The organism is Sphingomonas sp. Leaf62, assembly GCF_001421915.1.
Classification (GTDB): domain Bacteria; phylum Pseudomonadota; class Alphaproteobacteria; order Sphingomonadales; family Sphingomonadaceae; genus Sphingomonas.
The window spans coordinates 537,898-561,991 of the sequence record NZ_LMLN01000028.1 but is presented as its reverse complement, the minus strand read 5'-3'; the positions used below and the strand labels follow the sequence as shown (position 1 = coordinate 561,991).

Sequence of the window (24,094 nt, the reverse complement as noted above, 5' to 3'; positions counted from 1 at the left end):
GAAAATGCGGTTAATTACCCGTCTGTTCCGCGAACGCCGCGACCACCGGATACCGCCTGCGCCCGACGGATTGATTTTCCTGTTCTGACAACGCTATCACACTGCCAGGGAATGCGACGCGGATATGGCGCGCAACGGCCTGTCCCGGTACACTCGCCGGACCGATGCGGCAACCGAACGGGGGGAGGAACAGCATGCGCCGGATCGCGCCACGCCGCCATGGCCCGCCCCACCGCCGCTTGACCGACAAGCTTGTGATCCCGTTCGACCAGTCACGTTCGTCCGAGCGTTCTTCCCCTTTGCGAAAGATACCATCGATGTCCGCATCCCTTCGCCTTGCCGCCCTGCTCGGCAGCACGCTGCTCACCGCTGCGCCGGTGCTGGCGCAAACTACCAACAACGCTCCACAAGCCGCCACCCGCCCGACCGACGGCCCTCAGGCGCGGCCGTGGATGAACCCTGCGCTCGATGCCGATGCCCGCACCGAACTGGTCCTGAAGGAGATGACGCTCGACGAGAAATTGCAGCTGACCTTCGGCTATTTCTCGACCAAGGCCGATTGGCAGCGCACACCGATCAAGAATTACGAACCGCCCAAGGACGGACTGCCCGATTCGGCAGGCTATGTTCCGGACATTCCGCGGCTTGGCATTCCGGGCCAGTGGCAGACCGATGCCGGCCTCGGCGTCGCGACGCAGCGTTCGCCGACGCCGCGGCTGCGCACCTCGCTTCCTTCGGGTATCGCCACCGCCGCGACGTGGAACCCGCAGGTCGCGCAAGCCGGCGGTGCGATGATCGGGCGCGAGGCGTTTCTGTCGGGCTTCAACGTGCAACTGGCCGGCGGCATGAACCTGATGCGCGAACCGCGCGGTGGCCGGAACTTCGAATATGGCGGCGAAGACCCGCTGCTCGCCGGCATCATCACCGGCCATGAGATCAAGGGCATCCAGTCGCAGCACGTCGTATCGACGATGAAGCATTATGCGTTCAACGGACAGGAAACCAACCGCTTCAACATCGACCATCGCATCGACGAGGCAGCGGCGCGCCAGTCGGACCTGCTCGCGTTCGAATTCGCAGTCGAGACCGGCGATCCGGGATCGGTAATGTGCGCCTATAACCGCGTCAACGGCTTCTATGCGTGTGAAAATGACTGGCTGCTCAACCGCACGCTGAAGAAGGATTGGGGCTATAAGGGTTATGTGATGTCGGACTGGGGCGCGACCCATTCGACGACGCAGGCGGCCAATGCCGGGCTGGACCAGCAATCGGGCTGGGCGTTCGATCGCTCCGCCTATTTCGCCGATGCCCTGCGCGAGGCGGTGAACAACGGCTATGTTCCCGAAGCACGGGCGACCGACATGGCGCGGCGCATCTTGTGGGCGATGTTCAGGAACGGCCTGTTCGATACGCCGGTCGCCGGCGACCGCGCGACGACGATCGATTATGCCGCCCATGCCGCCATCACCCGCACCGATGCCGAGGAAGGCATCGTGCTGCTCAAGAACAGCGCCGGGGTGTTGCCGCTTGCCGCCACCGCCAGATCGATCCTGCTGATCGGTGCCCATGCCGATGTCGGCGTGCTGTCGGGCGGCGGGTCGAGCCAGGTGTATCCGCATGGCGGCCCGGTCGGCGGCCTTGCTGTCCCCGACGAATATCCCGGCGGCTTTCCGGGACCGAAGCTCTACCACCCGTCGTCGCCGATGAAGGCGTTGCAGGTACGGAGCCGCGCGCAAATTACCTATCTCGACGGCAAGGACGTGAAGGCCGCCGCCGCCGCCGCGCGCAAGGCCGACGTCGTCATCGTCTTCGGCGAACAATGGACCGGGGAATCGATCGACGCCCCGAACCTGAACCTGCCCGATAATCAGGACGCCCTGATCGACGCGGTCGCCCGTGCCAACCGCAAGACCGTGGTCGTGCTCGAAACCGGCGGTCCGGTGCTGATGCCATGGCTGGGTAAGGTCGGAGCCGTGCTGGAGGCATGGTATCCGGGGACGTCGGGGGGCGATGCGATCGCCCGGGTACTCACCGGGGAGGTCAACCCGTCGGGCCACCTGCCCGCGACCTTCCCCGCATCGCTCACGCAACTGCCGCGTCCGGTGATCGAGGGCGATCCGAAGCTCGACCGCGATTCGCACCCGATGGGCAACTATAATATCGAAGGGGCCGCGGTCGGTTATAAATGGTTCGACAAGACCGGGGCCAAGCCGCTGTTCCCGTTCGGCTATGGCCTGTCCTACACCAGTTTTACGCTAGGCGGGCTGACCGCCCAACCGTCCGGCAAGGGCGTGCAGGCGCGCTTCACCATCACCAACACCGGCAAGGTGCGCGGCAAGGGGCTAGCGCAGCTCTATGTCGCGGGTGCCGGATGGGAAGCGCCGAAGCGGCTGGGCGGCTTTGCCAAGGTCGATCTGGCCCCCGGCGAAACGCGAACGATGGACGTGACGGTCGATCCGCGACTGCTGGCGACGTTCGATAGCCAGACGCGCGGCTGGAAGATTGCTGGGGGTGCGTATCAGTTGCTGCTGGCAAACAGCGCGACCGACATCGTTGCACGGACGAGCGTACAGATCGCGCCAGCGACGCTGGACAATCGGGGAAAGTAAGCCTGCCCTGTCGCGGCGGCGCACCCCACCTCCGCGACACTATAACAGACGATAAAAAGGCCGCGATAGCAGACGCCACCGCGGCCTTTCCATAAAGTGCAGCGCGCGGGCGTCGCCCGCGCCGCCAGCTTACTTCTTGCCGAGCGTGAGACCGCCGAAACGCTTGTTGAAGCGTGCGACCTGACCACCCGAATCCAGCATCTGGCCACGGCCGCCGGTCCATGCCGGGTGCGCCAGCGGATCGATGTCCAGCGTCATCAGATCGCCTTCCTTGCCCCAGGTCGAACGGGTTTCGAACACGGTGCCATCGGTCATCTGGACCTTGATGGTGTGATAGTCGGGGTGCGTTTCTTTCTTCATCGGTCTTCTCCACAAGCGGCTGGTTCCGACCAGCCCGGAAATAGGAAGGCGCGCCCGTACACGGACGCGCCCACAATAGCAATGATCCGCACCGGCTTACGCCTTGGGCGGGTCGGCGATCATCGCGGTGAATTCGCATTCGGCGGCGAGTTCGCCGTCGATGCGCGCCTTCCCCGCAAATTTGCAGACCCGCGAACGCTTCTGCACGAATTCGGCTTCCAGCGTCAGCAGAACGCCCGGTTCGACCGGCTTGCGGAATTTCACGCCGTCGATCGACATGAAATAGACCAACTTGCCCGAACCGACGAGACCGAGGCTTTCGACCGCGAGGATGCCGGCGGCCTGCGCCAGCGCCTCGACGATCAGCACGCCCGGCATGATCGGACGGCCGGGGAAATGCCCCTGAAAAAAGCCTTCGTTGATCGTCACCGCCTTGATCGCGGTGATCGACCGGTCGGGGATCAGTTCCACGACACGGTCGACCAGCAGCATGGGATAGCGATGCGGGATCGCCGCCATCACCCGGGTGATGTCGAACGGTCCGATCGAGGTCGCCTCCCCTTCCACGATCAGCGGCCTGCCGGGGCCGGACGCGTGCCAGCGGCGGGGGCCGTCGGAGCGGCCTGTGCCGGGGCGGTCACGCTGACGCTGGGCAGCTGCGAATTGAGCGTGGTCAGCACGGCGTCGGTGATTTCGGTCGCCGGCGCGTTGTAGAAGCTGTTGCCCTTGTCGACGGCCAGCGTCGCACCGCGCTGCTGCGCGATCTGGGTGATGATCGGGCCGAGGCGGGTGCCGATCTGTTCACGGACATAGGCGATGTTGCGCTGAACCTGCTGTTCCTGCTGGCTGATCTGCTGCTGCGCCTGCTGCTGACGCTGCTCGAACGTGCGGATGCGGGTCTGGAGCGCGGCGTCGGGGGTACCCTTGGCGGCGGTCACCGCGGTCTGCAGCGACTGGGCTTCGGTCTGGAGCGGCTGGCCGAGCGAGGTAGCGAGCGACTGAAGCTGCTGACGCTGCGACTGGAGCTGGGTCGTCGCCGCCTTGCACGCGGTGCAGTCACGGAAGATCCGCTCGGAATCGACGACTGCGATCTTCGCGTCGGGCAGCGCCTGCGCGAACGCCGGGGCGGTCGGAGCGGCAAAAACGAATGCGGCGATCGCCGCCTTGGTGAGGCTACGCATTAGAATTGAGTTCCTACGTTGAAAGTGATGAGTTTCTTGTCGTCGCCCGGCTGGCTCAGCAGTGCCTTGGCCAGATCGATCCGCAACGGGCCGAACGGCGAGTTCCAGTTCACGCCGATACCGATCGACAGACGCGGCTTGGCCGAATCGCCAAGGAACTGTTCGAGGAACGGCTGCGTGGTGTTGATCGCGACCGTGTTCGGCTCGCCGCCCAGACAGGTACCGCCGACCGTTGTCGCATAGCCGACCGAACAGGTCGTCTGCCGGATCGCCGGCTGGCCGGACCCGTCGGTGAACTGGTTGTTGTAGACCTGCAACCCGTCCGACGTCTTGATTGGCGAGCTGAACGGCAGCAGCGAGGGCGAGCCGTCCTTGTTGAACTGCAACGTGCCATCGGCACTACGCGCCTGTTCGAATGCCAGCGTCGGCCGCGGCCGGGTAACGCCGAACAGCGCGCCTGCCTGGATGAAGATCGATGGCCGCAGACCGAGTTCGGCGATGCCCGAACCCAGAGGCGGTTCGAGTTCGATCTTGCCGAGATAATAGGCCTTGCCGCCCAGCGGATCGTTCAGCGTCTGATCGCGTGCGGTCACCAGCGTCTGATCGCCGCCAGCGACCGAACCGGTATATTGCTGGCGCTGGATGCGCGGGCCGACGCCGCGAATGTCGAAGCCGCGGAACTGCGGTTCGCCGAGGTAGAAGCGATCCACGATGCGGACCGGATCGATCCCCTCGCCGGCGCGCTTTTGCAGCGAGTGGATATAGCCGCCCTCGACCCCTGCCGACAGGATGAAGCCGCCGACATTCCAGTATTTGTCGAAATCGCCACGGATACGCGCGAACCGGACGTCACCGCCCAGACCCGCGAAATCAAGTCCAGTGACGAGACGCTGACCACGCGACGGCCGCAGACGGTTGTTGAGATTGTCGAAGATCAGGTTCCCGCCGACCATGCTGGTCAGCCGGTTGCCGATCGAGTCGCACAGATAGCGACCGGCCTTCAGCGGATCGCAGACGCCGTTGGTGAAATACGTCCCCTGGTCCAGCCCGACATTGTCCTGGCTCAGCTGATAGCGGCCCGACAGCGTCCAGAATTCGGTCAGCGGCACGCTGGCCACGATCTGCCCACCGGTCGAAACCTGCGAATAGAGCGAGTTGCGGCCGGTCCCGAGGAAATTGAACGAGTTCAGATCGCGCCGAAACAGCGTTCCGCCCAGCGCGATGTTCTTGTCGAACAGATAGGGTTCGGTGAAGCCCAGCTCGACCGACTTCTGATAGGTCGAATAATTGACCGACGCCTGAAGATCCTGCCCCTTGCCACGGAAATTGCGCTGGCGGATCGACGCCTGGATGATGAAACGTTCGAGGCTAGAGAAGCCTGCCGACAGCGTCAGTTCGCCGGTCGACTTTTCCTCGACATTCGCGCCCAGCACGATGCGATCCGGTGAGGAGCCTTCGGTGCGGTCGATCTCGAACTTGTCCTGGAAATAGCCGAGCGAGTTGATGCGATCCTGCGACCGTTTGATCAGGAAGGCGTTGAACGCATCGCCCTCCGCCACGCGGAATTCGCGGCGGATGACGCGGTCCTGCGTCTGGGTATTGCCGGTGATGTTGATCTTTTCGACATAGGTGCGGTTCGCTTCGTTCAGGACGAAGGTGATCGCCATCGTATGCTTTTCGCGATCCGGCACGTAATCCGGGCGAACATCGGTGAAGGCATAGCCGAACAGGCCGGCATATTCGCTCAGCTGGTCGATCGTATCCTCTACCAGCTTCGCGTTGTACCAATCGCCCTTCTTCATCGGCAGCGTCTTGGTCAGCGCCGCATTGTCGAAGTCGCGGATCGCGCTCTCGACCTTCACGTCGTCGAACTTATAGCGCGCGCCTTCTTCCACCACATAGGTGATGATGAAGTCTTCCTTGTCCGGCGTCAGTTCGGCGACGGCCGAGATGACGCGGAAATCGGCATAGCCTTCGGTCAGGTAGAATTGCCGCAGCTTCTGCTGATCGGCGGCCATGCGATCTTCGTCATAGCTCGTCGCCGAGCTGAAGATGCGCCACGGCCGCGACTCCTTGGTGTACATCTCGCCGCGCAACTGGCTGTCGCTGAACACCTCGTTGCCGAGGATGTTGATCTGGCGAACCTTAGACTTCGCGCCTTCGGAAACCTCGAAAATAACGTCGACCCGGTTCTGGTCGAGCATGACCATCTTGGGTTCGACCCGCGCGGCGAAGCGGCCCTGCCGGCGATACAGCTCGATGATCCGCGCGACGTCGGCGCGGACGGCGGTGCGGGTGAAGATCTGCCGCGGCGCGAGCTTGATCTCCTTGGTAATCTTGTCGTCCTTCAGCCGCTTGTTGCCTTCCAGCACCACGCGGTTGATGATCGGATTTTCGCGGACCCGGACGATGATGTCGCCGGTCTCGGCGCCTTCGATCGCCACGTCGGCGAGCAGGTCCGACGCATACAGGTCCTTGATCGCCTGATCGAGGGTTTCGGGGGTGTAGGGGATGCCGATACGCAACTTGGTATAGGACAGCACCGTATCGGGTTCGATGCGCTGCGATCCCTCGACGCGGAGCGAGCGGATGGTGCGGACCGGTGCGGCGGGTACGGCAGGGGCCTGTACGGCAGGCGCGCGCACCACCGGCGCGGCAGCGGCGGGCGCACGCTGCGCCTGCGCGAAGGCCGTGCTCGAGAGCATCGTGCCCGCGAGCAGCGCGGCACCGCGCACGCCGTGAATCGAAAACTTGCTTAGCGTCACCAAACCCACCCCAATCGGAGGAACTTTCACCACAGGACGTGCGCGCACTGCCCTAACCACGTCAGCCGATCAAGCCGGCCAGCCCCCGCCACACGCCGAACGTCCCCAGATCGTTCACCGTGACGAATATCATCAACGCCAGCAACAGGGCCAATCCACCACGAAACGCCCATTCCATCGTCTGCGGACGGACCGGCCCCCGCTTCACCGCCTCGATCGCGTAGAACATCAGGTGGCCGCCATCCAGCATCGGAACTGGCAACAAGTTGATGAATCCAAGATTAATCGAAACGAACGCCACGAACGTGACCAGCGCCGGCCAACCGAGCGAGAATTGCTCGCCCGACGCCTTGGCGATGCGGAGCGGCCCGCCCATTTCCTCGACCGAACGCCGGCCGGTGATGATCTGTCCCAGCCCGTCGACCGTGCCGCGCAGGATCGTGCCGACCATGCGGACGCCCTCGCCTGGTGCCTGCCAGAGCGGCAACGCCGCGAAGACCGGTGCCCCACGCTCGATCCCGAACCGGCCGATCCGCGCTTCGTTGCCGAAGCGATCGCGCTGCCGCACCGCGCCGATCGTGGCATCGGTCGTCCGTGGGGCAGCGTCGCGCAGATAGTCGACGCGCACGCGCTCACCGGGACGCATCACGGTGTAGAAGGAAAGCTCGGAGAAGGTGTCGATCGGGCGGCCACCCATTGCCGTGATCCGGTCACCCGCCTGCAGCCCGGCGCGCTCGGCCGCGCTGCCCGCGACCACGCGACCGATCGTCGCCGGGGTCCGGTCGACGCCATAGGCCGCCGCGAACCCGCCAAGGATCGCAACTGCCAGCAACAGGTTCACCGCCGGTCCCGCCGCGACGATGATCGCCCGTTGCCAGACCGGCTTTGCCTGAAACGTCCGCACCCGTTCGGCGGCGGGCAGTTGCAGCCATTCGGCATCGGGTTGCGACGCGGGGTTCATGTCCCCGGCAAAGCGAACATAGCCCCCCAAGGGCAGCCATCCGAATTTCCAGCGTGTGCCGTGACGGTCCGTAAAGCCGGCGATTTCCTTGCCGAAACCGACGGCGAAGGCGTCGACCTTTACGCCGAACCAGCGCCCTGCGGCATAATGCCCCAGTTCGTGCAGGAACACGAGCGGCCCCAGCACCAGCAGGAACGCGACGACGGTAATCAGCAACCCGGGGGATTCGATCAAGCCGCGCAATCCTTCACACGCTCCCGCGCCAATGCACGCGCTTCGGCATCGATCGCCAACACGGCGTCGAGCGTCTGCGGCCCTGCCGGGTCGAAGCGCTGCAAGACATCGCCGACGATTGCGGCAATTTCGAGGAAACCGATCCGCCGGTCGAGAAACGCAGCCACCGCGACCTCGTTGGCGGCGTTCAGGATCGCCGGCCGCCCGCCCCCTGCCGACAGTGCGGCGCGCGCCAATGCCAGCGCCGGAAAGCGCTCCAGATCGGGCGCTTCGAAGTCGAGCCGGCCGATCCGCGCCAGATCGAGACGTTCGCACGGCGTTTCCATGCGATCGGGCCATGCCAGCGCATGTGCGATCGGCACTCGCATATCGGGCGATCCAAGCTGCGCCAGGGTCGACCCGTCGACATATTCGACCATCGAGTGGATGACCGACTGCCGATGGACCAGCACGTCGAGTTGCTCGGGCGTGACCGGGAACAGGTGATAGGCCTCGATCAGTTCGAGACCCTTGTTCATCATCGTCGCCGAATCGACCGAGATCTTGGCACCCATCGACCAGTTGGGATGGGCCACTGCCTGTTCGGGCGTGATACCCTGCATCTCGGCGAGCGAGCGTTCACGGAACGGCCCACCGCTCGCGGTCAGGATGATGCGGCGGATGCGTTCGGGCGGACAATCGTCGAGGCACTGGAACACGGCATTATGTTCGCTGTCGACCGGCAGCAACGTGGTGCCGGCCCGGCGAGCCGCGGCCATCATCACGTCGCCTGCCGAAACCAGTGCTTCCTTGTTGGCGAGCGCCACCGCGCCGCCACGGGCGAGCGCCGCCATCACCGGTTTGAGACCAGCGGTGCCGACGATCGCCGCCATCGTCCAGTCGACGGCACGGGCGGCGGCATCGATCACCGCCTGCTGACCGCCCGCTGCCTCGATCCCGCTATCGCCCAGCGCGTCGCGCAGTGCCGGCAGACAAGCCTCGTCGCCGACCACCGCCAGCTTCGCACCCACCCGCCGCGCCGCTGCCGCCAGCTTGCCGACATCCCGGTTCGCCGTCAGTGCCTCGACCTCGAACTCGCCGGGTGCGCGCTCGATCAGGTCGAGCGTCGACGTGCCGACCGATCCGGTCGCTCCCAATATACTGACGCGCTTCATGCCAAATACAGTCCTGCCAATAGCATCAGCGCCGCAGCCGGCGCGACCGGCACCAGCCCGTCGAGCCGGTCCATCACCCCGCCATGGCCGGGCAGGACATTGCCCGAATCCTTGACGCCGGCCATACGCTTCAATTGGCTCTCATAGAGATCGCCCACCTGCGCCAGCACCGCCAGCAACGGCGTCGCCAGCACCAGATGCAGCGGTAGACCGGCATATTGCAGCATGCCGCCCAATACCGACGCGGCGATGACCCCGCCGATCAGCCCGGCCCATGTCTTGTTCGGGCTGATCGTCGGTGCCAGCTTCGGTCCGCCGATCGTCCGGCCCGCGAAATAGGCACCGATGTCACATGCCCAAACGAGCGCCATCGCCCAGAAGGCGAGCAGCAGCCCGTCCGGCCGATCGCGCAGGAACACGACGGCCAGCGCCGGAAAACCGCAATACAGGATACCGCGCGCCAGCTTCGGCAGGCGGGTGGTGATGACGACGAAGAACGCCGCACCGATGATCAGCCCGAGCGCCAGAAACCCCGCCCCCGCCGCCAGAGGCGACAGGATGGCCAGCGGCACCGTCAGCGCCAGTTGCGCCAGCCGTTTGTGCTGGCGCGACACGTTATGCAGATCGGCCCATTCGGCCATCATGAACAGGGAGCCGATCGCGACCAGCAGCCAGAAGGCGAACCCTCCCAGCCACAGCGCGGTTGCGGCGACCGCGATCATCCCGACACTGGCGAACGTACGGGTGGCGAGGTCGGACTTGCGGCGTGCTGCGGGATCGGCGACGGGACCCTGCGTCACAGGCCCCCGAACCGGCGCTGCCGCCGGCCATAGGCGGCGATCGCCTCCGCCAGTGCCGCACCGTCGAAGTCCGGCCACAGCGTGTCGACGAACAGCAGTTCGGCATAGGCCGCCTGCCACAACAGGAAATTCGACAGCCGCTGTTCGCCCGAGGTGCGGATCATGAGGTCGAGCGGCGGCAGGTCGTGCGTATCGAGTTCGCGATCGATCGCCGCTTCGTCGATCGCCGACACCGGCATGCCCGCCGCGACCCGCTCGGCAAGGCGACGGGCCGCCGCGACCAGTTCGGCCTGCGCGCCATAGTTCAGCGCAATGGCGAGGATCGGGCCGGTATTGGTCGCGGTGCGGACAACGGCACCTTCGATCAGCTTGACCAGATCGGGCTGCAACGCCTGATAATTGCCAAGAATTCTTAGCCGCACGCCCTCGCGATGCAGTTCGTCGATCTCGCTTTTCAGGAAATGGCGCAGCAACCCCATCAGGTCGCCAATCTCCTGTTCGGGACGGCGCCAGTTCTCCGAGGAAAAGGCGTAGAGGGTCAGCGCCTCGACGCCCTGCTCGCGTGCCGCACGCGCGATGTTCCGCACCGCCTCCACACCCTGCCGATGCCCCGCAATCCGCGGCAGGCGCCGGGCCTTTGCCCAGCGGCCATTGCCGTCCATGATGATCGCGACGTGGCGGGGAATCGAAGCGGTATGGGGCATCCCCGGTGCCGCGCGATCGTCCGCCGGAACCGAGGTGCGAGCGGCGAACGACGTCACTTGCCGAGGATTTCCTTTTCCTTCGCGCTTGCCGTCGCGTCGAGCTCGGCGATGGTCGCGTCGGTCAGCTTCTGGACTTCGGTTTCATGACGCTTGCGCTCGTCTTCCGAATAGACGCCCTTCTTCTCGTCGGTCTTCAGGCTTTCCATGCCGTCGCGCCGGACGTTGCGGACCGCGATGCGTGCCGATTCGGCATATTTGCCGGCCAGCTTGGCCAGTTCCTTGCGGCGTTCCTCGGTCAGGTCGGGGATCGGCAGGCGCAGCGTCTGACCATCGACGATCGGGTTGAGGCCGAGGCCGGCCGAACGGATCGCCTTGTCGGCCGGGCCAACATTCGACTTGTCCCACACCTGCACCGACAACATGCGCGGTTCGGGTGCCGACACGGTCGCGACCTGGTTCAGCGGCATGTGCGCGCCATACACCTCGACAGTGACCGGATCGAGCAACGATACCGCCGCCCGTCCGGTACGCAGTCCGCTCAGGTCGCCCTTCAGCGCCTCGACCGCGCCGGCCATGCGACGTTCCAGATCGGCCTTGTTATATGCGGCCATAACCGACTTCCTTTTGAATCAAGCGTTGTTCTGAACGATCGTCGAAACACCATCACCCGCCAGTACGGCGGCGAGATTGCCTTCGTCGCGGATGTTGAAGACCACGATCGGGATATTGTTGTCGCGGCACAGCGCCACGGCCGATGCGTCCATGACCTTCAGGTCGTCGGCCAGCACCCGACCGAAGCCGAGCGTGTCGTACCGGGTCGCGGTCGGCACCTTTTTCGGGTCGGCATCATACACGCCGTCGACGCTGGTGCCCTTGAACAGTGCTTCGCAGCCCATTTCGGCGGCGCGCAGCGCGGCGGTGGTGTCGGTGGTGAAGAACGGGCTGCCGGTGCCGGCAGCGAAGATCACGACGCGGCCCTTCTCCATATGGCGGACGGCACGACGGCGGATATAGGGTTCGCACACCGATGCCATCGGGATCGCCGATTGGACGCGCGTCTCCACGCCGATCTGTTCCAGCGCATTCTGCATCGCCAGCGCGTTCATCACGGTCGCCAGCATGCCCATATAGTCGGCACTGGCCCGTTCGAAGCCCTGCGCCGCACCCGCCACGCCGCGGAAAATGTTACCGCCGCCAACGACGACGCACACCTCATGGCCCTCGCCCCGTGCCGCCTTGATCTCGCGCGCGACGCGGTCGCACATCGCCGGATCGATGCCGAACTGCCCCGATCCCATCAGGACCTCGCCCGAGAGTTTCAGGAGGATACGGTTGAAACGGGGACGGGACATGACACCTGCGAAAATAGCCGATCGGGAGCGCGGCGGACCCTAGCCGTGAGCGTCCGCAAAGCCAAGCGGCGTTATGTCGAACCGAAACGGGCCGCGAGGATGGTCTATCCTCGCGGCCCGCAAGGCCGTGAAACGGAAGCGCGAATTTAGCGGGCGAGGCCTGCCGTCGCGGCGACTTCGGCGGCGAAGTCGCTCTCTTCCTTCTCGATGCCTTCGCCGAGCTGGAAGCGGACATAGTCCTTCAGCACGATCGCGGTGCCGGCATCCTTCGCTGCCTTGGCGACGACGTCGGCGACCGGCGTCTTGCCGTCCATGACGATCGGCTGGCTCAGCAGCGCGTTTTCCTTGGCGAACTTCTTCACCGAACCTTCGACCATCTTGGCGATGATGTCGGCCGGCTTGCCCGAATCGGCAGCCTTCTCGGTCGCGATCTGACGCTCACGCTCGAGAATGTCCTGGTCCAGACCGCTCTCGTCGAGCGCCAGCGGGAAAGCGGCGGCGATGTGCATCGCGATCTGCTTGCCGAGCGGCTCGAGCACGTCGACACCGGCGTCCGATTCGAGTGCGACGAGCACGCCGATCTTGCCGAGGCCCGGTGCGGCGGCGTTATGGACGTACGGGATCACCGCGCCCTTGGTAACTTCGACGGCCTTCGCGCGACGCAGCACCTGGTTCTCGCCAATGGTCGAGATGTTGGCGACCAGCGCGTCCTCGACGGTGCCGCCGTTCGGCATCGTCTGGCCCTTCAGCGCGTCGACATCGTCCCCCTTTTCCAGCGCGATGGCGACGACGTCACGAACGAAGCCCTGGAACTGGTCGTTTTTCGCAACGAAGTCGGTCTGGCTGTTGACCTCGATGGCAACGCCCTTGGTCCCGGCAACGGCAACGCCGACCAGACCTTCGGCGGCGGTGCGGCTCGACTTCTTGGCGACGGCGGCTAGGCCCTTCGTCCGCAGCCAATCGACGGCGGCTTCCATCTCACCGTTGTTTTCGGTCAGCGCCTTCTTGCAATCCATCATGCCGGCGCCCGAGCGCTCACGCAGTTCCTTGACGGCGGCGGCGGTAACTTCTGCCATGATCTGGCTCCTGTTTGGTGTTCGATATGCTTGCGGGCGAGGCAGCGCGTGTTTCGCCCTGCCCCGCCCGCACGTCAGTTCCGTGACAGCTTACGCTTCGACCGGAGCTTCCGACTGCTCGACGCTCAGCGCCTCTTCCGCCGGCGGCTCGTCCATCGCGCCGAGATCGCGGCCCGAATGCGCCATCGCTTGCTGACCGCCACGAGTCGCGGCGATCGCGATCGCTTCGCAGTACAGACGGATCGCGCGGCTGGCGTCGTCGTTCGCCGGCACCGGGAAAGCGATGCCGTCCGGCGAGACGTTCGAATCGAGGATCGCGACGACCGGGATACCCAGCGTGTTGGCTTCCTTGATCGCCAGTTCTTCCTTGTTCGCATCAATCACGAACATGATGTCGGGAATGCCGCCCAGATCGCGGATACCGCCGAGCGACAACTCGAGCTTGTCCTTCTCGCGGGTCAGGTTCAGCACTTCCTTCTTGGTCAGGCCGTGCGTGTCGCCCGACAGCTGCTCTTCGAGCGCCTTGAGACGCTTGATCGAGTTGCTGATCGTCTTCCAGTTGGTGAGCATGCCGCCCAGCCAGCGATGGTTGACAAAATGCTGGCCCGACTTGCGAGCGGCTTCGGCGATCGGCTCCTGCGCCTGACGCTTGGTGCCGACGAACAGGACCTTGCCGCCCGACGCGACGGTCGAAGACACGAATTCGAGCGCGCGCGCGAACAGCGGCACGGTCTGCGACAGGTCGAGGATGTGGACGCCGTTACGATCGCCAAAGATGTACGGCTTCATCTTCGGGTTCCAGCGGTGGGTCTGGTGGCCGAAGTGCGCGCCCGATTCGAGCAGCGCCTGCATGGTGACGACGGGTGCCGCCATAGGATAATTCCTTCCGGTTGATCCTCTGGGAAGCAGGAACCCTTATCGAGCCAAAGGCTCGGGCACCGGTATGTGCGCTTCCCATGTGGGGTTGAGACCGGCGCCCTTAGCGCAGGACGTACCGACGATCAAGTCTTGACGCTGGAACGATATGAGAACATTACAGGTCCAGAAGCGGATCATGGAACCGTGATCCGGCCGAGATGTTCGACAAATTGCGGTTTTTTGGAATCGCATCTGTTCCGGGGAGTTTTGAGATGGCCCTGTTTGCTTACGCCTTGTTCGCCGCCGCGTTCCTGATCGCCATGGGAACGATCGTCGCCACCATCCTGCCGGCGAGCGATCGCATCCTGCGCCTGCTGCGCCGGGGTCCGGAATGGTCGATCGATCCGCTGCCGCCGGTTCGCCTGACGTCGCGACGCGGCGTTATCCGGCAGCGCGCTGTTACGGTCGCGCCGCAGCCGCTTCGCGCTGCCGCCTGATCCGGCCATAGCTGCGGATGCTGAACGGTAGCGTCGCCAGATAGGCGACGCATACCACCGTCAGCGTCTGCCACGGGGCGGATACCAGTGCCGCGGCCACCACGACCAGTCCGACGATCGCTTCAAAGCGGATGTGGCGGCGAAGCTTAAGCGACGACCAGCTGAACGTCGCGAGGCTCGACACCATTAGAAACGCGACGAATGCCACCCATGGCGCCACGATCCATGGCGAGCGAAAGATCGCCTCACCGCTCCAGATCCAGGCATAGAGCGGCAACATCGCAAGGCCCGCGCCGGCCGGCGCCGGAATGCCGGTCAGGAAACCCGCCGATTTATGCGGCTGTTCGGCAACGTCGATCCGTGCATTGAACCTGGCAAGCCGCAGCGCGGTGAACACCGCATAGATCAACGATACGATCCAGCCGACGCGCGGTTCGTTGAGCAACGCCCATAGATACATGATCAGCGCCGGCGATACGCCGAACGAGATCGCATCCGACAGCGAATCCAGTTCCGCTCCGAACCGGCTCTCGCCGCGCAACATGCGCGCGACCCGGCCGTCGATGCCGTCGAGTACGCCGGCCAGCAGCACCATCAGCACGGCGCGTTCCCATTCGCCACCGATGGCGAACCGGATGCCGGTCAGGCCGGAACATAAAGCGAGCGCGGTGACCGCGTTCGGAGCGAGGGCGCGCAGCGGAATACCGCGGACTGGCAGGGGGCGCCGCATCGTTACTGCGCAATCCCGAAGGGCGCGGGCAGGCCCGGTCGACCAAGGACCGTCTCCCCGGCGACGCTGCGCTGGCCGAGGACGACCTGCGGCGCGATCCCTTCAGGCAGGAACACGTCGACCCGGCTGCCGAATCGGATCAGTCCGACCCGCTGCCCGGCGGCAACGAAGTCGCCCGATTTCACGAAACCGACGATCCGCCGCGCGACGAGTCCCGCGATCTGGGTGAAGCCCACCCGCTGGCCGTCGAGGCTCTCGACCACGACATGCTGGCGTTCATTCTCGTCGCTCGCCTTGTCGAGATCGGCGTTGAGGAACTTGCCCGAAATATAGACCACCTGCCGGATCGTTCCGGCGATCGGGGTGCGGTTGATATGGACGTCGAACACCGACATGAAGATCGATACGCGCACCAGCGGCTGATCGCCGAGACCGTTCGGCCCGCGCAATTCCGGCGGCAGTTCGACGCGCTCGATCATCGTCACCAGCCCGTCGGCCGGCGCGACGATCAGCCCCTCGCCCTGCGGCGTGGTGCGGATCGGATCGCGGAAAAAGGCCGCGACCCACAAGGTGACCAGCGCCATCGGCCAGGCCAGCGTCTCCCACGCCATGAAAGCGAAGAAAGCGGTGACGGCGGCGGCGATGAGGACGTATTTGCGCCCTTCGGGATGAACCGAGGGCCAGCGCCACTTGACGGTCGTGGTGCCGACCGCGGGCTTTTCGAGCGATGCCATGAAGCGTGGTGTACCCAAGGCGGGCCGTGCTGACAACCGCCGCGCATTCCCGACCCGGTTGATCCTTGCCAACCGACCCCGTAAGGCCGCGGCAATCGCAACAGACATCGAGAGCAGGCGCATGGCGAAGATCAAGGTCAAAACCCCGGTCGTGGAAATCGACGGCGACGAAATGACCCGCATCATCTGGGCATGGATTCGCGAGCGGCTGATCCAGCCCTACCTCGAAATCGACCTCGACTATTACGATCTCGGCATCGAAAAGCGTGACGAGACTGACGACAAGATCACCGTCGACAGCGCCAAGGCGATCCAGAAGTACGGCGTGGGCGTGAAGTGCGCCACCATCACCCCCGACGAACAGCGCGTCGAGGAATTCGGCCTGAAGAAGATGTGGCGTTCGCCCAACGGCACGATCCGCAATATCCTCGGCGGCGTGGTCTTCCGCGAACCGATCGTGATTTCGAACGTTCCGCGCCTGATCCCCGGCTGGACGAAGCCGATCGTCGTCGGCCGTCACGCGTTCGGCGACCAGTATAAGGCGACCGATTTCAAGGTTCCCGGTGCCGGCAAGCTGACCATGAAGTGGGAAGGCACCGATGGTCAGGTGATCGAGGAGGAAGTGTTCGACTTCCCGGCCGCCGGCGTCGCCATGGGCATGTACAATCTCGACGAATCGATCCGTGATTTCGCGCGCGCGTCGATGAACTATGGCCTTGGCCGCGGCTGGCCGGTGTATCTGTCCACCAAGAACACGATCCTCAAGGCGTATGACGGCCGCTTCAAGGATATCTTCGAAGAGGTGTTCGCGGCAGAGTTCAAGGACAAGTTCCAGACCGCCGGCATCGAATATCAGCATCGTCTGATCGACGACATGGTCGCCTCGGCGCTCAAGTGGCACGGCGAGTTCGTCTGGGCCTGCAAGAACTATGACGGCGACGTGCAGTCGGATCAGGTTGCGCAGGGCTTCGGTTCGCTGGGTCTCATGACCTCGGTCCTGATGTCGCCGGACGGCAAGACAATCGAGGCAGAAGCGGCGCATGGCACCGTTACGCGTCACTATCGCCAGCATCAGCAGGGCAAGGCGACCTCGACCAACCCGATCGCGTCGATCTTCGCGTGGACCGGTGGTCTGAAGTATCGCGGCAAGTTCGACGATACGCCCGAAGTCACCAAGTTCGCCGAAACGCTGGAGCGCGTCTGCATCGAGACCGTCGAGGCGGGCCACATGACCAAGGATCTCGCAATCCTGATCGGCCCGAACCAGCCATGGATGACCACCGAACAGTTCTTCGAACAGGTTCGCGTCAACCTTGAATCGGCGATGGGTTCGCAGGGCTGATCCACGCCGACCTGACTGCCGAATGAGCGGCGTCCATCCCATCGGATGGGCGCCGTTCGTGCGTTAGCGGTTGCCGCCACCGTGTCGCATCCGCAACAATGCGCCCATGCCGTTGCCGATTGATTCCACGCCGTTCAGCGATTCGCTGGTCATTCTGGGGGCCGCCGGCCTCGTCATTCCTGCCTTTGCGCGGTTTCGCGTCAACCCGGTGATCGGGTTCATCCTGGTCGGCGTTCTTGTCGGTCCGTTCGGGCTGGGCGCATTGGTCGATCGGGTGCCGTGGCTCTATCACATCACGATTACCGACCGGCATTCGATCGAGCCGTTTGCCGAATTCGGCATCATCCTGCTGCTGTTCTCGATCGGTCTTGAACTGTCGTTCAAACGGCTTTGGGCGATGCGGCGGCAGGTGTTCGGGCTGGGTGCCGCCGAGCTGCTGGGATCGGGTCTGCTGATCGGCCTTGCGCTGATGGTCATGGGGCAGGCGAGCACCGGTGCGATCGGCCTTGGCCTTGCCCTTGCCCTTTCCTCAACCGCGCTGGTGCTGCCGATGGCAGGCACCACCGGGCCGGTTGGGCGCACCGCCTTCGCGATGTTGCTGTTCGAGGATCTGGCGCTGGTGCCGATCATCTTCGCATTGGGCGCATTGGCACCGACCGCAACCGATGAGGGTTGGGTCGGCCTTGCCAACACGGCGCTATGGGGCGGGGTCAGCGTCGCGGCGCTGTATCTGGCTGGAAGGTTCATCCTGCCGAAGCTGTTCGCACAGGCAGCGCGGACCAAAAGTCCCGAATTGTTCCTGTCGGCCAGCCTGCTGGTGGTCATCGTCGCCAGTCTGGTCACCACCGCCGCAGGCCTGTCGCCGATCGTCGGCGCGCTGCTCGCCGGGCTACTGATCGCCGAGACCGAATATCATAGCGAGGTCGAGGTCATCACCGCGCCGTTCAAGGGGCTGGCGCTCGGCGTGTTCCTGATCACCATCGGCATGAGCCTCGACATCGCGACGATCGTCGAGAATTGGCCCGAATTGCTCGGTGCGATCGCCGGGGTGGTGGTGGTGAAGGCACTGGTCACCAGTATATTGTTGTGGCTGAACGGCGTGCGCCCCGGCACCGCGACCGAAACCGGGCTGTTGATGGCCAGCCCGTCCGAAACAACGTTGATCGTGCTGGCGGCGGCGACGCAGGCGCAGTTGATCCAGGCATCGACCGCCGCCTTCTGGCAGACGGTCACCGCGATCGGCCTTACCATCACGCCGCTGCTGGCAATGCTCGGCAAGCGGGCATCGCGGCGGATCGAACGCCGGACCGGCAACGAGGAATCGCCACCGGTCGACCCGACCGGATCGGGCGTGGTGATCATCGGGTTTGGCCGGGTCGGTCGTCTGGTCGCGGAAATGCTCAAGACCCACGGCAAGCGTTATATCGCCGTTGACTCGGACATCGACAATGTCGCGCTGGCGCGAGCCGAGGGGCACCCGATCCTGTTCGGTGACGTCGCGCGGTCGGAGCTGGTCGATCGGCTCGATCTGGGCCGGGCCACCGCACTGGTACTGACGATGGATGATCCGGTGTTGACCGTACGGTTGACGCGGCGCGTGCGAGGGTGGGTGCCGAACCTCACGATCCTCGCCCGCGCCCGCGACGCCGCGCATGCCGCCGAACTCTACGCCGCCGGGGTGAGCGATGCCGTGCCCGAAACGCTCGAAAGCTCGCTGCAATTATCCGAAGCGGTGCTCGTCGATCTCGGCGTCGCGATGGGACCGGTCATCGCCTCGATCCACGAAAAGCGCGACGAGTTGCGCCAGATGATCCGCGAACAGGCAAGCATCGAGCGCGAGCCGCGCATCCGGCGGCTGCGGCGGGTCGACGATCCGACCTGACGTCCTGTCCGTGCAAAGAGCGCCGCCGCCGGCATCGATCCGGGGCGGCGCTGTTCGTCGCTGCCTAGCCGCGACCGATCAATCGGCGGGCGATCGCATCGGCGACGTCCGAATGCGGCAGTCCGCTCGCGTCGCTTTCGTCCCACACTTCGACCAGCCGGTCGGGAATGCGCGCGATACGGCTTTCGACCTCGGCACGGTCGCCCTGCCCCAGATATTCGAGCGCGACGTTGATGATGCCACCGGCGTTGATGACATAGTCCGGGGCATAAAGGATGCCACGCTCCTGCAGGCGCTTGCCGTCCCCTGCCGTCGCCAGCTGGTTGTTCGCGCCGCCGGCCACGGCCTTACACCGCAACGCCGCGATCGTGGCCTCATCCAGCACCGCGCCGAGCGCGTTCGGGCTGACAATGTCGGCGTCCAGCGTCAGTACCGATGCCGGATCGGCGGTCGTGGCCCCCAGTTCGCTGGCCAGCGCTTCCGCCCGCGCCTCGTTGACGTCGGCCAGCGTCAGCACCGCGCCGTCCTTCGCGAGCAGCCGGGCAAGGCCACCACCGACCGAGCCGACGCCCTGCACCGCCACGCGCACGCCGCGCATGTCGTCGGTACCGAGCGCCCGCTTCGCCGCTGCACGCACGCCGAGATAGACGCCCATCGCGGTGAACGGGCCGGGATCGCCGCCGGCATTGCCCGCCGCGACCGGCAGGCCCGAAACATATCTGGTGGCGCTGGAAATAGTGATCATGTCGGCTTCGGACATGCCGACATCCTCGGCCGTCACATAGCGACCGCCGAGCGATTCGACCGCTCGACCGAACGCGCCGAGCAATTCGGGGGTCTTGGCCCCGCCCTCGGGCGCCAATACCACGCCCTTGCCACCGCCCATCGGCAGGCCGGCCATCGCATTCTTGAAGCTCATGCCGCGCGACAGGCGCAGCGCGTCCGTCACGGCCGCGTCGCTGCTGGCGTACCGCCAGAAGCGGACACCGCCCGCCGCCGGTCCGAGCGTGGTCGAATGGACCGCGATGACGCAGCGCAAGCCGGTCCGGTGATCCGAGAACAGGTGGATGCCTTCGTGATCGTCGAAGTCGGGATAGCCCCAATCGGTCTGCACGGTGGCGGCTCCAGCGCTGTAAGGGATGGGGCGACCGACGGGACTTGAACCCGCAACTTCCGGCATCACAAGCCGGCGCTCTAACCAATTGAACTACGGTCGCCGTGGAAGGGCGCGATTAGCCGGGCCGCAGGCATCGGTCAAGCAGTGGCGTGCCGACAATCCTTCTGGCAGGAAAAAGACCATGGAAACGGTCCCAGCCCCTGCCCCCGCCCGCCCGAATTTCGGCTCCGGCTTTCCGAGCGAACCGGTCGTGGCGCATATCATGACCCGCCCGGGCGTGCAGCGCGTGCCCAGCGCCAGGCTGTCGCTGTTCATCCGGCGCGCGCTGATCCCGGCCGAGCTGTGCGAGGCGTTGATCGAGCGGATCGACGCCAAACGCCGCCCGTCGACGATCGCCGACGCGAATGGTGACCCGACCTTCCGCACCAGCGAAACCTGCGACCTCGATTCGACCGATCCGGTCGTGGCGGCGGCCGAGACGCTGATCCTAGACTTTTGTGGCCTCGACCCCGCGCATGGCGAGCCGTTGCAGGGGCAGCGCTATGCCGTCGGACAGGAGTTCAAGGCGCATACCGACTATTTCGACCCGCACGGCGGCGACTTCGCGCGATATTGCTCGGTTGCCGGCAACCGGACCTGGACGGTGATGCTGTACCTGAACAAACCCGACGCGGGCGGCGCGACGCGGTTCAAGGCGATCGACAAGATCGTCCAGCCGGAAACCGGCAAATTGCTGGCGTGGAACAACCTGCGCGCCGATGGCAGCCCCAATCCGGCGACGTTGCATCACGGGATGAAGGTCCGCGACGGTAGCAAATATGTGCTGACGAAATGGTTTCGCGAGCACCGGTGGGGATAGGCGAACGGGCCGCCGGCATCGCTGCCGACGGCCCGTCGATCCGTTCCGAACGGGATCAGAACTGGGCGGTGATTCCCAGTGAGAACATCCGGCCGAGATTGTAGCGGTTGATATAGACCTGATTTCCGCCGAAATCCTGACCTTCGGAGAAGCGCGTACCGGTCAGGTTGCGGGCCTCTGCCTTCACTTCCAGCTGCGCGCCGGCGACTTCGATGCCCTGCCGTGCGACGAGGTCGAGGCGGATGCCCGGACGCTCGACGATATCGGGCTGGAACCCGCTGCCTGACAGGTTCGACGGACCGCGATTGGTCACGCGGTCGCTGGCATAGTTGAACAGCAAGGTCAGCTGCGACAGAGCCGCCGCATCTTCGACCCCCAGCTGGACGTTGACCAGATGGTCCGACTGGCCGGTCAGCGGCGCGCCGTCGCGGAACAGCGCGTTCGCCCGACCGAAGCCGGCCTGACAGCCGCCGATACCGGGCGATCCCAGCGCCGCCGCCGGGTTGGGCACGCAGGTGCCGTCCGCCGTAATCTGCGACTGGGTGTAGGTATAGTTCGCCAGCAGCAGCAGGCGGCGGGTCGCAAAGACATTTCCGAGACCGCTCAGCGGCACGTATTTCAGCGCCTCGACCTCGGCACCATAGAGCGTCGCCTTGGGCAGATAGGTGAAGCCGGTCTGCAACGTCGCGTCGGGGCTGGGATAGAAGCCCGCCTGTTCGATCGGGTTGTCGATACGCTTGTAGAAGCCTGCAGCGGTAATGCGTTGATCGCGACCGAAGAACCATTCGTAGCGACCCTCGAGGTTCCAGAGCTTGGAATCGCGCAGGTTCGGGTTACCGAAGAACAGGCGATCCGAGTCTGGATCGCGGAACTGCTGCGGGGCCAATTCGCGGAACTGCGGACGCGAGATCGTCTTCGCGCCACTGAGGCGAAGCTGCATGTCCGACGCGAAGTTCCACGTCAGCGTGCCCGCCGGCAACCAATAGGCATTCTTCAGGATCGTCGGCGTCAGATTGATCGGCGTGACCCGCTCGTTCGCCGTTTCGTACCGGACACCGGCCACGGCGCGCAGCCCGTCCGACACTTCCGCCTCGGCCTGTACATAGCCGGCATGGATTTCGAGACTGGCGTCATAGGCATAGGCACCGGCCTGGGTATTGAACTGCAGCTCGATCGTGCAGGCACCAGCACCGCGCTGCGGACAGGCGTTGAACAGCGAATCGGGCGACAGCAGATAGTCGGGTCGCAACAGATTGTTCGGGAAACCGGGGGCGGTGCCGGCACCGTCGCTGGTCTGATAGTTGAACTGCAACCGGCGCGACGAACGGTCGGTGTTCGAATAGAAATAGCCGGTCGATACGGTCATCGGACGATCGGTCGGCAGCTTGTACGCAAGGTCCGCCTGTCCCGTGTACAGGTCTTCGTTCAGTTCGCTGAACACGACGCTGGCAAACGGCGAGAAGCGCTGTGTCACCTGATAGGCGCCGTTGCAGTTGAACCCGCGCGACACCGGGGCATCGGTCACCGTGATCGGATAGCCGTTGGTGGTGCGGTTCGAGCAGAGATAGTCGAACTGGCGTTCGTACGGCGCATTACGCTTCGAATTGGCAAAGGCACCGCGGGCGTCGAACTTTAGCGCGTCGGTCAGCTTGAATTCGCCGACCAGCTGGCTCTCGATCAGCTGGCGTTCGAACCAGTTGGTGTTCTGTTGAACGCGCAAGCCGCTGAAGTTGTTGTAATTGTCCGACGCCGCCAGACGACCCTGCTTCAGCGTGTCGTGGATGTAGACGTTGGTCCAGCGCAGCGTATTGTCGTTGAACTCATAGCCCAACCCGACCAGCCCGTTGGCGACGATCCGGTTGTCGGTCAGCACGGTATGGAAGTCATTGCGGACCGTGCCATTTTCGCTGACGCTGTCTTGCTGGGTTGCGTCACGCGTCCGGAACGTATTCGACAGGCCGAGCGAGGCGATGACGCCCAGACGATCGCTGCCGACATCGAACACCGAACCGCCGGCAATCTCGCCCGACAGGTTTGCCGGCAGCTGGTTGTTGACCTGCAACAGCGAGGTGCGGGCGTTGTCGAGCTGTGCGACCTGCCCGACGGGGATCAGACCCGATCCCTTGTCGGCATTGCGGATGAACGACGGCACGCCGCGCGTCCCGTCGTCATAGCCGATCCAGTCGCTCTTGCCGCCGGCATAGACATAGCCGAGCTCGCTGGTGGTGACCGTATCGGCCGCGACCGATCCGCCGATCGTCAGGAAGTTCTTCTTCGGGATCGCCTTCGACGTCAGGTTGATGACACCGCCGCCGAATTCACCGGGGAAATTGACCGAATAAGTCTTCTGCACCAGCGCCGACCCGACGATCGACGTCGGGAAGATGTCGAGCGGGACCGACCGGCGCAGCGGTTCGGGGCTGGGCAACGGCGAACCGTTGAGCAGCGACGACGAATAGCGATCACCGAGACCACGGACATAGACGAAACCACCACCGACAACCGACAGCCCGGTCACGCGGGTCAGTGCGCCGGCGATGTCGCCGTCGCCGGTCCGGGCGATGTCCGCTTCCGACAGCACCGACACGATTTGCGGCGTGGCGCGCACGACGTTCGGAATATTGCGGCCGACGACGACGATTTCCTCGCCGGCAGCTTCGTCGAAGCCGGGTGACGAGACTTCGGCCGGAGCGTCGGTCGTCGTGCCGTCGTGCGGCGCGGATGCCGCGGTATCGGGTTCGGTGCCGGTCTGGACGACCGGCGGCGTCGTGGTCGCCGGGGCGGCCGGCGTCGTCGACTGTGCCAGCACGGCCGGCGCAACCAGCTGCGAGGTCAGGAGGAGGAGTGTTGCGTAAGTGCGGCGGTGCTGCATGACCGTT

The 24,094-nt window shown here is 64.8% G+C and carries 21 protein-coding genes and 1 tRNA gene; 5 read left to right on the top strand and 17 right to left on the bottom strand.

Annotated elements, in window-relative coordinates:
• Window positions 1-317 precede the first annotated feature (317 nt).
• Window positions 318-2,609 carry a beta-glucosidase gene (locus ASE91_RS14165; protein ID WP_056627094.1) on the top strand — a complete coding sequence of 764 codons (2,292 nt, stop codon included), beginning with the start codon at window positions 318-320 and terminating at the stop codon, window positions 2,607-2,609.
• Between the two features lie 129 nt (window positions 2,610-2,738).
• On the opposite strand, the gene rpmE is transcribed toward ASE91_RS14165, so the two are convergent.
• From rpmE to rpsB, 12 genes are all read right to left on the bottom strand, one after another.
• Window positions 2,739-2,969 carry a 50S ribosomal protein L31 gene (gene rpmE / locus ASE91_RS14160; RefSeq protein ID WP_055994557.1) on the bottom strand — a complete coding sequence of 77 codons (231 nt, stop codon included), beginning with the start codon at window positions 2,967-2,969 and terminating at the stop codon, window positions 2,739-2,741.
• 96 nt (window positions 2,970-3,065) lie between these two features.
• Complete coding sequence (gene fabZ, locus ASE91_RS14155) at window positions 3,066-3,488, bottom strand: 3-hydroxyacyl-ACP dehydratase FabZ (RefSeq protein ID WP_055996996.1); 423 nt, start codon at window positions 3,486-3,488, stop codon at window positions 3,066-3,068.
• A gap of 50 nt (window positions 3,489-3,538) precedes the next feature.
• Window positions 3,539-4,150: an OmpH family outer membrane protein gene (locus ASE91_RS14150; RefSeq protein WP_056399725.1), complete on the bottom strand. Its 612-nt coding sequence runs from the start codon at window positions 4,148-4,150 to the stop codon at window positions 3,539-3,541.
• A complete protein-coding gene (bamA, locus tag ASE91_RS14145; RefSeq protein WP_056627236.1) occupies window positions 4,150-6,915 on the bottom strand; it encodes an outer membrane protein assembly factor BamA in 2,766 nt (921 codons plus the stop codon). The genes ASE91_RS14150 and bamA overlap by 1 nt, the downstream gene beginning before the upstream one ends.
• A 61-nt stretch (window positions 6,916-6,976) precedes the next feature.
• Window positions 6,977-8,110, bottom strand: coding sequence for a M50 family metallopeptidase (locus tag ASE91_RS14140; RefSeq protein ID WP_056627234.1), 1,134 nt, complete (start codon window positions 8,108-8,110; stop codon window positions 6,977-6,979).
• The gene (locus tag ASE91_RS14135) at window positions 8,107-9,264 is read right to left on the bottom strand and encodes a 1-deoxy-D-xylulose-5-phosphate reductoisomerase (protein ID WP_056627093.1); all 1,158 of its coding nucleotides are present in this window, start codon (window positions 9,262-9,264) and stop codon (window positions 8,107-8,109) included. The genes ASE91_RS14140 and ASE91_RS14135 overlap by 4 nt, the downstream gene beginning before the upstream one ends.
• Complete coding sequence (locus ASE91_RS14130) at window positions 9,261-10,064, bottom strand: phosphatidate cytidylyltransferase (RefSeq protein WP_056627091.1); 804 nt, start codon at window positions 10,062-10,064, stop codon at window positions 9,261-9,263. Before ASE91_RS14130 ends, ASE91_RS14135 begins: the two co-directional genes overlap by 4 nt.
• Window positions 10,061-10,768, bottom strand: a complete 708-nt coding sequence (locus ASE91_RS14125; protein WP_055997004.1) for an isoprenyl transferase — start codon at window positions 10,766-10,768, stop codon at window positions 10,061-10,063. Before ASE91_RS14125 ends, ASE91_RS14130 begins: the two co-directional genes overlap by 4 nt.
• Window positions 10,769-10,821: 53 nt before the next feature.
• Window positions 10,822-11,379, bottom strand: coding sequence for a ribosome recycling factor (gene frr / locus ASE91_RS14120; RefSeq protein ID WP_055994569.1), 558 nt, complete (start codon window positions 11,377-11,379; stop codon window positions 10,822-10,824).
• 18 nt (window positions 11,380-11,397) lie between these two features.
• A complete protein-coding gene (pyrH, locus tag ASE91_RS14115) occupies window positions 11,398-12,120 on the bottom strand; it encodes a UMP kinase (protein ID WP_055994572.1) in 723 nt (240 codons plus the stop codon).
• 146 nt (window positions 12,121-12,266) lie between these two features.
• Window positions 12,267-13,196 carry a translation elongation factor Ts gene (gene tsf, locus ASE91_RS14110; RefSeq protein WP_055994575.1) on the bottom strand — a complete coding sequence of 310 codons (930 nt, stop codon included), beginning with the start codon at window positions 13,194-13,196 and terminating at the stop codon, window positions 12,267-12,269.
• A 90-nt stretch (window positions 13,197-13,286) separates the two neighbouring features.
• A complete protein-coding gene (rpsB, locus tag ASE91_RS14105) occupies window positions 13,287-14,069 on the bottom strand; it encodes a 30S ribosomal protein S2 (RefSeq protein WP_055994578.1) in 783 nt (260 codons plus the stop codon).
• A 203-nt stretch (window positions 14,070-14,272) separates the two neighbouring features.
• On the opposite strand from rpsB, the gene ASE91_RS14100 reads away from it, so the two are divergent.
• Complete coding sequence (locus tag ASE91_RS14100; protein ID WP_156357841.1) at window positions 14,273-14,551, top strand: hypothetical protein; 279 nt, start codon at window positions 14,273-14,275, stop codon at window positions 14,549-14,551.
• On the opposite strand, the gene ASE91_RS14095 is transcribed toward ASE91_RS14100, so the two are convergent.
• Both ASE91_RS14095 and ASE91_RS14090 read right to left on the bottom strand, forming a co-directional pair.
• A complete protein-coding gene (locus tag ASE91_RS14095) occupies window positions 14,514-15,281 on the bottom strand; it encodes a CDP-alcohol phosphatidyltransferase family protein (RefSeq protein ID WP_055994583.1) in 768 nt (255 codons plus the stop codon). The genes ASE91_RS14100 and ASE91_RS14095 overlap by 38 nt on opposite strands.
• A gap of 2 nt (window positions 15,282-15,283) precedes the next feature.
• On the bottom strand, window positions 15,284-16,015 hold the full coding sequence (locus ASE91_RS14090) for a phosphatidylserine decarboxylase (protein ID WP_056627085.1): 732 nt from the start codon (window positions 16,013-16,015) through the stop codon (window positions 15,284-15,286).
• Between the two features lie 121 nt (window positions 16,016-16,136).
• Between ASE91_RS14090 and ASE91_RS14085 the strand changes: the two genes are divergently transcribed.
• A complete protein-coding gene (locus tag ASE91_RS14085; RefSeq protein ID WP_055994589.1) occupies window positions 16,137-17,357 on the top strand; it encodes an NADP-dependent isocitrate dehydrogenase in 1,221 nt (406 codons plus the stop codon).
• A 106-nt stretch (window positions 17,358-17,463) separates the two neighbouring features.
• Window positions 17,464-19,239, top strand: coding sequence for a cation:proton antiporter domain-containing protein (locus ASE91_RS14080; RefSeq protein WP_056627083.1), 1,776 nt, complete (start codon window positions 17,464-17,466; stop codon window positions 19,237-19,239).
• A 64-nt stretch (window positions 19,240-19,303) separates the two neighbouring features.
• Here the strand turns inward: ASE91_RS14080 and ASE91_RS14075 are convergent, their stop codons facing one another.
• Window positions 19,304-20,353: a Glu/Leu/Phe/Val family dehydrogenase gene (locus tag ASE91_RS14075; protein WP_056627081.1), complete on the bottom strand. Its 1,050-nt coding sequence runs from the start codon at window positions 20,351-20,353 to the stop codon at window positions 19,304-19,306.
• A gap of 26 nt (window positions 20,354-20,379) precedes the next feature.
• Window positions 20,380-20,456 (bottom strand) — tRNA-His (locus ASE91_RS14070).
• Window positions 20,457-20,537: 81 nt separating this feature from the next.
• Here ASE91_RS14070 and ASE91_RS14065 point away from each other — a divergent pair.
• Window positions 20,538-21,215 carry a prolyl hydroxylase family protein gene (locus tag ASE91_RS14065; protein WP_056627079.1) on the top strand — a complete coding sequence of 226 codons (678 nt, stop codon included), beginning with the start codon at window positions 20,538-20,540 and terminating at the stop codon, window positions 21,213-21,215.
• Between the two features lie 55 nt (window positions 21,216-21,270).
• Here ASE91_RS14065 and ASE91_RS14060 read toward each other — a convergent pair whose 3' ends face one another.
• Window positions 21,271-24,087 (bottom strand): TonB-dependent receptor domain-containing protein, encoded by a 2,817-nt coding sequence (locus ASE91_RS14060; RefSeq protein WP_056627078.1) that lies wholly within the window; start codon window positions 24,085-24,087, stop codon window positions 21,271-21,273.
• Between the last annotated feature and the right edge of the window lie 7 nt (window positions 24,088-24,094).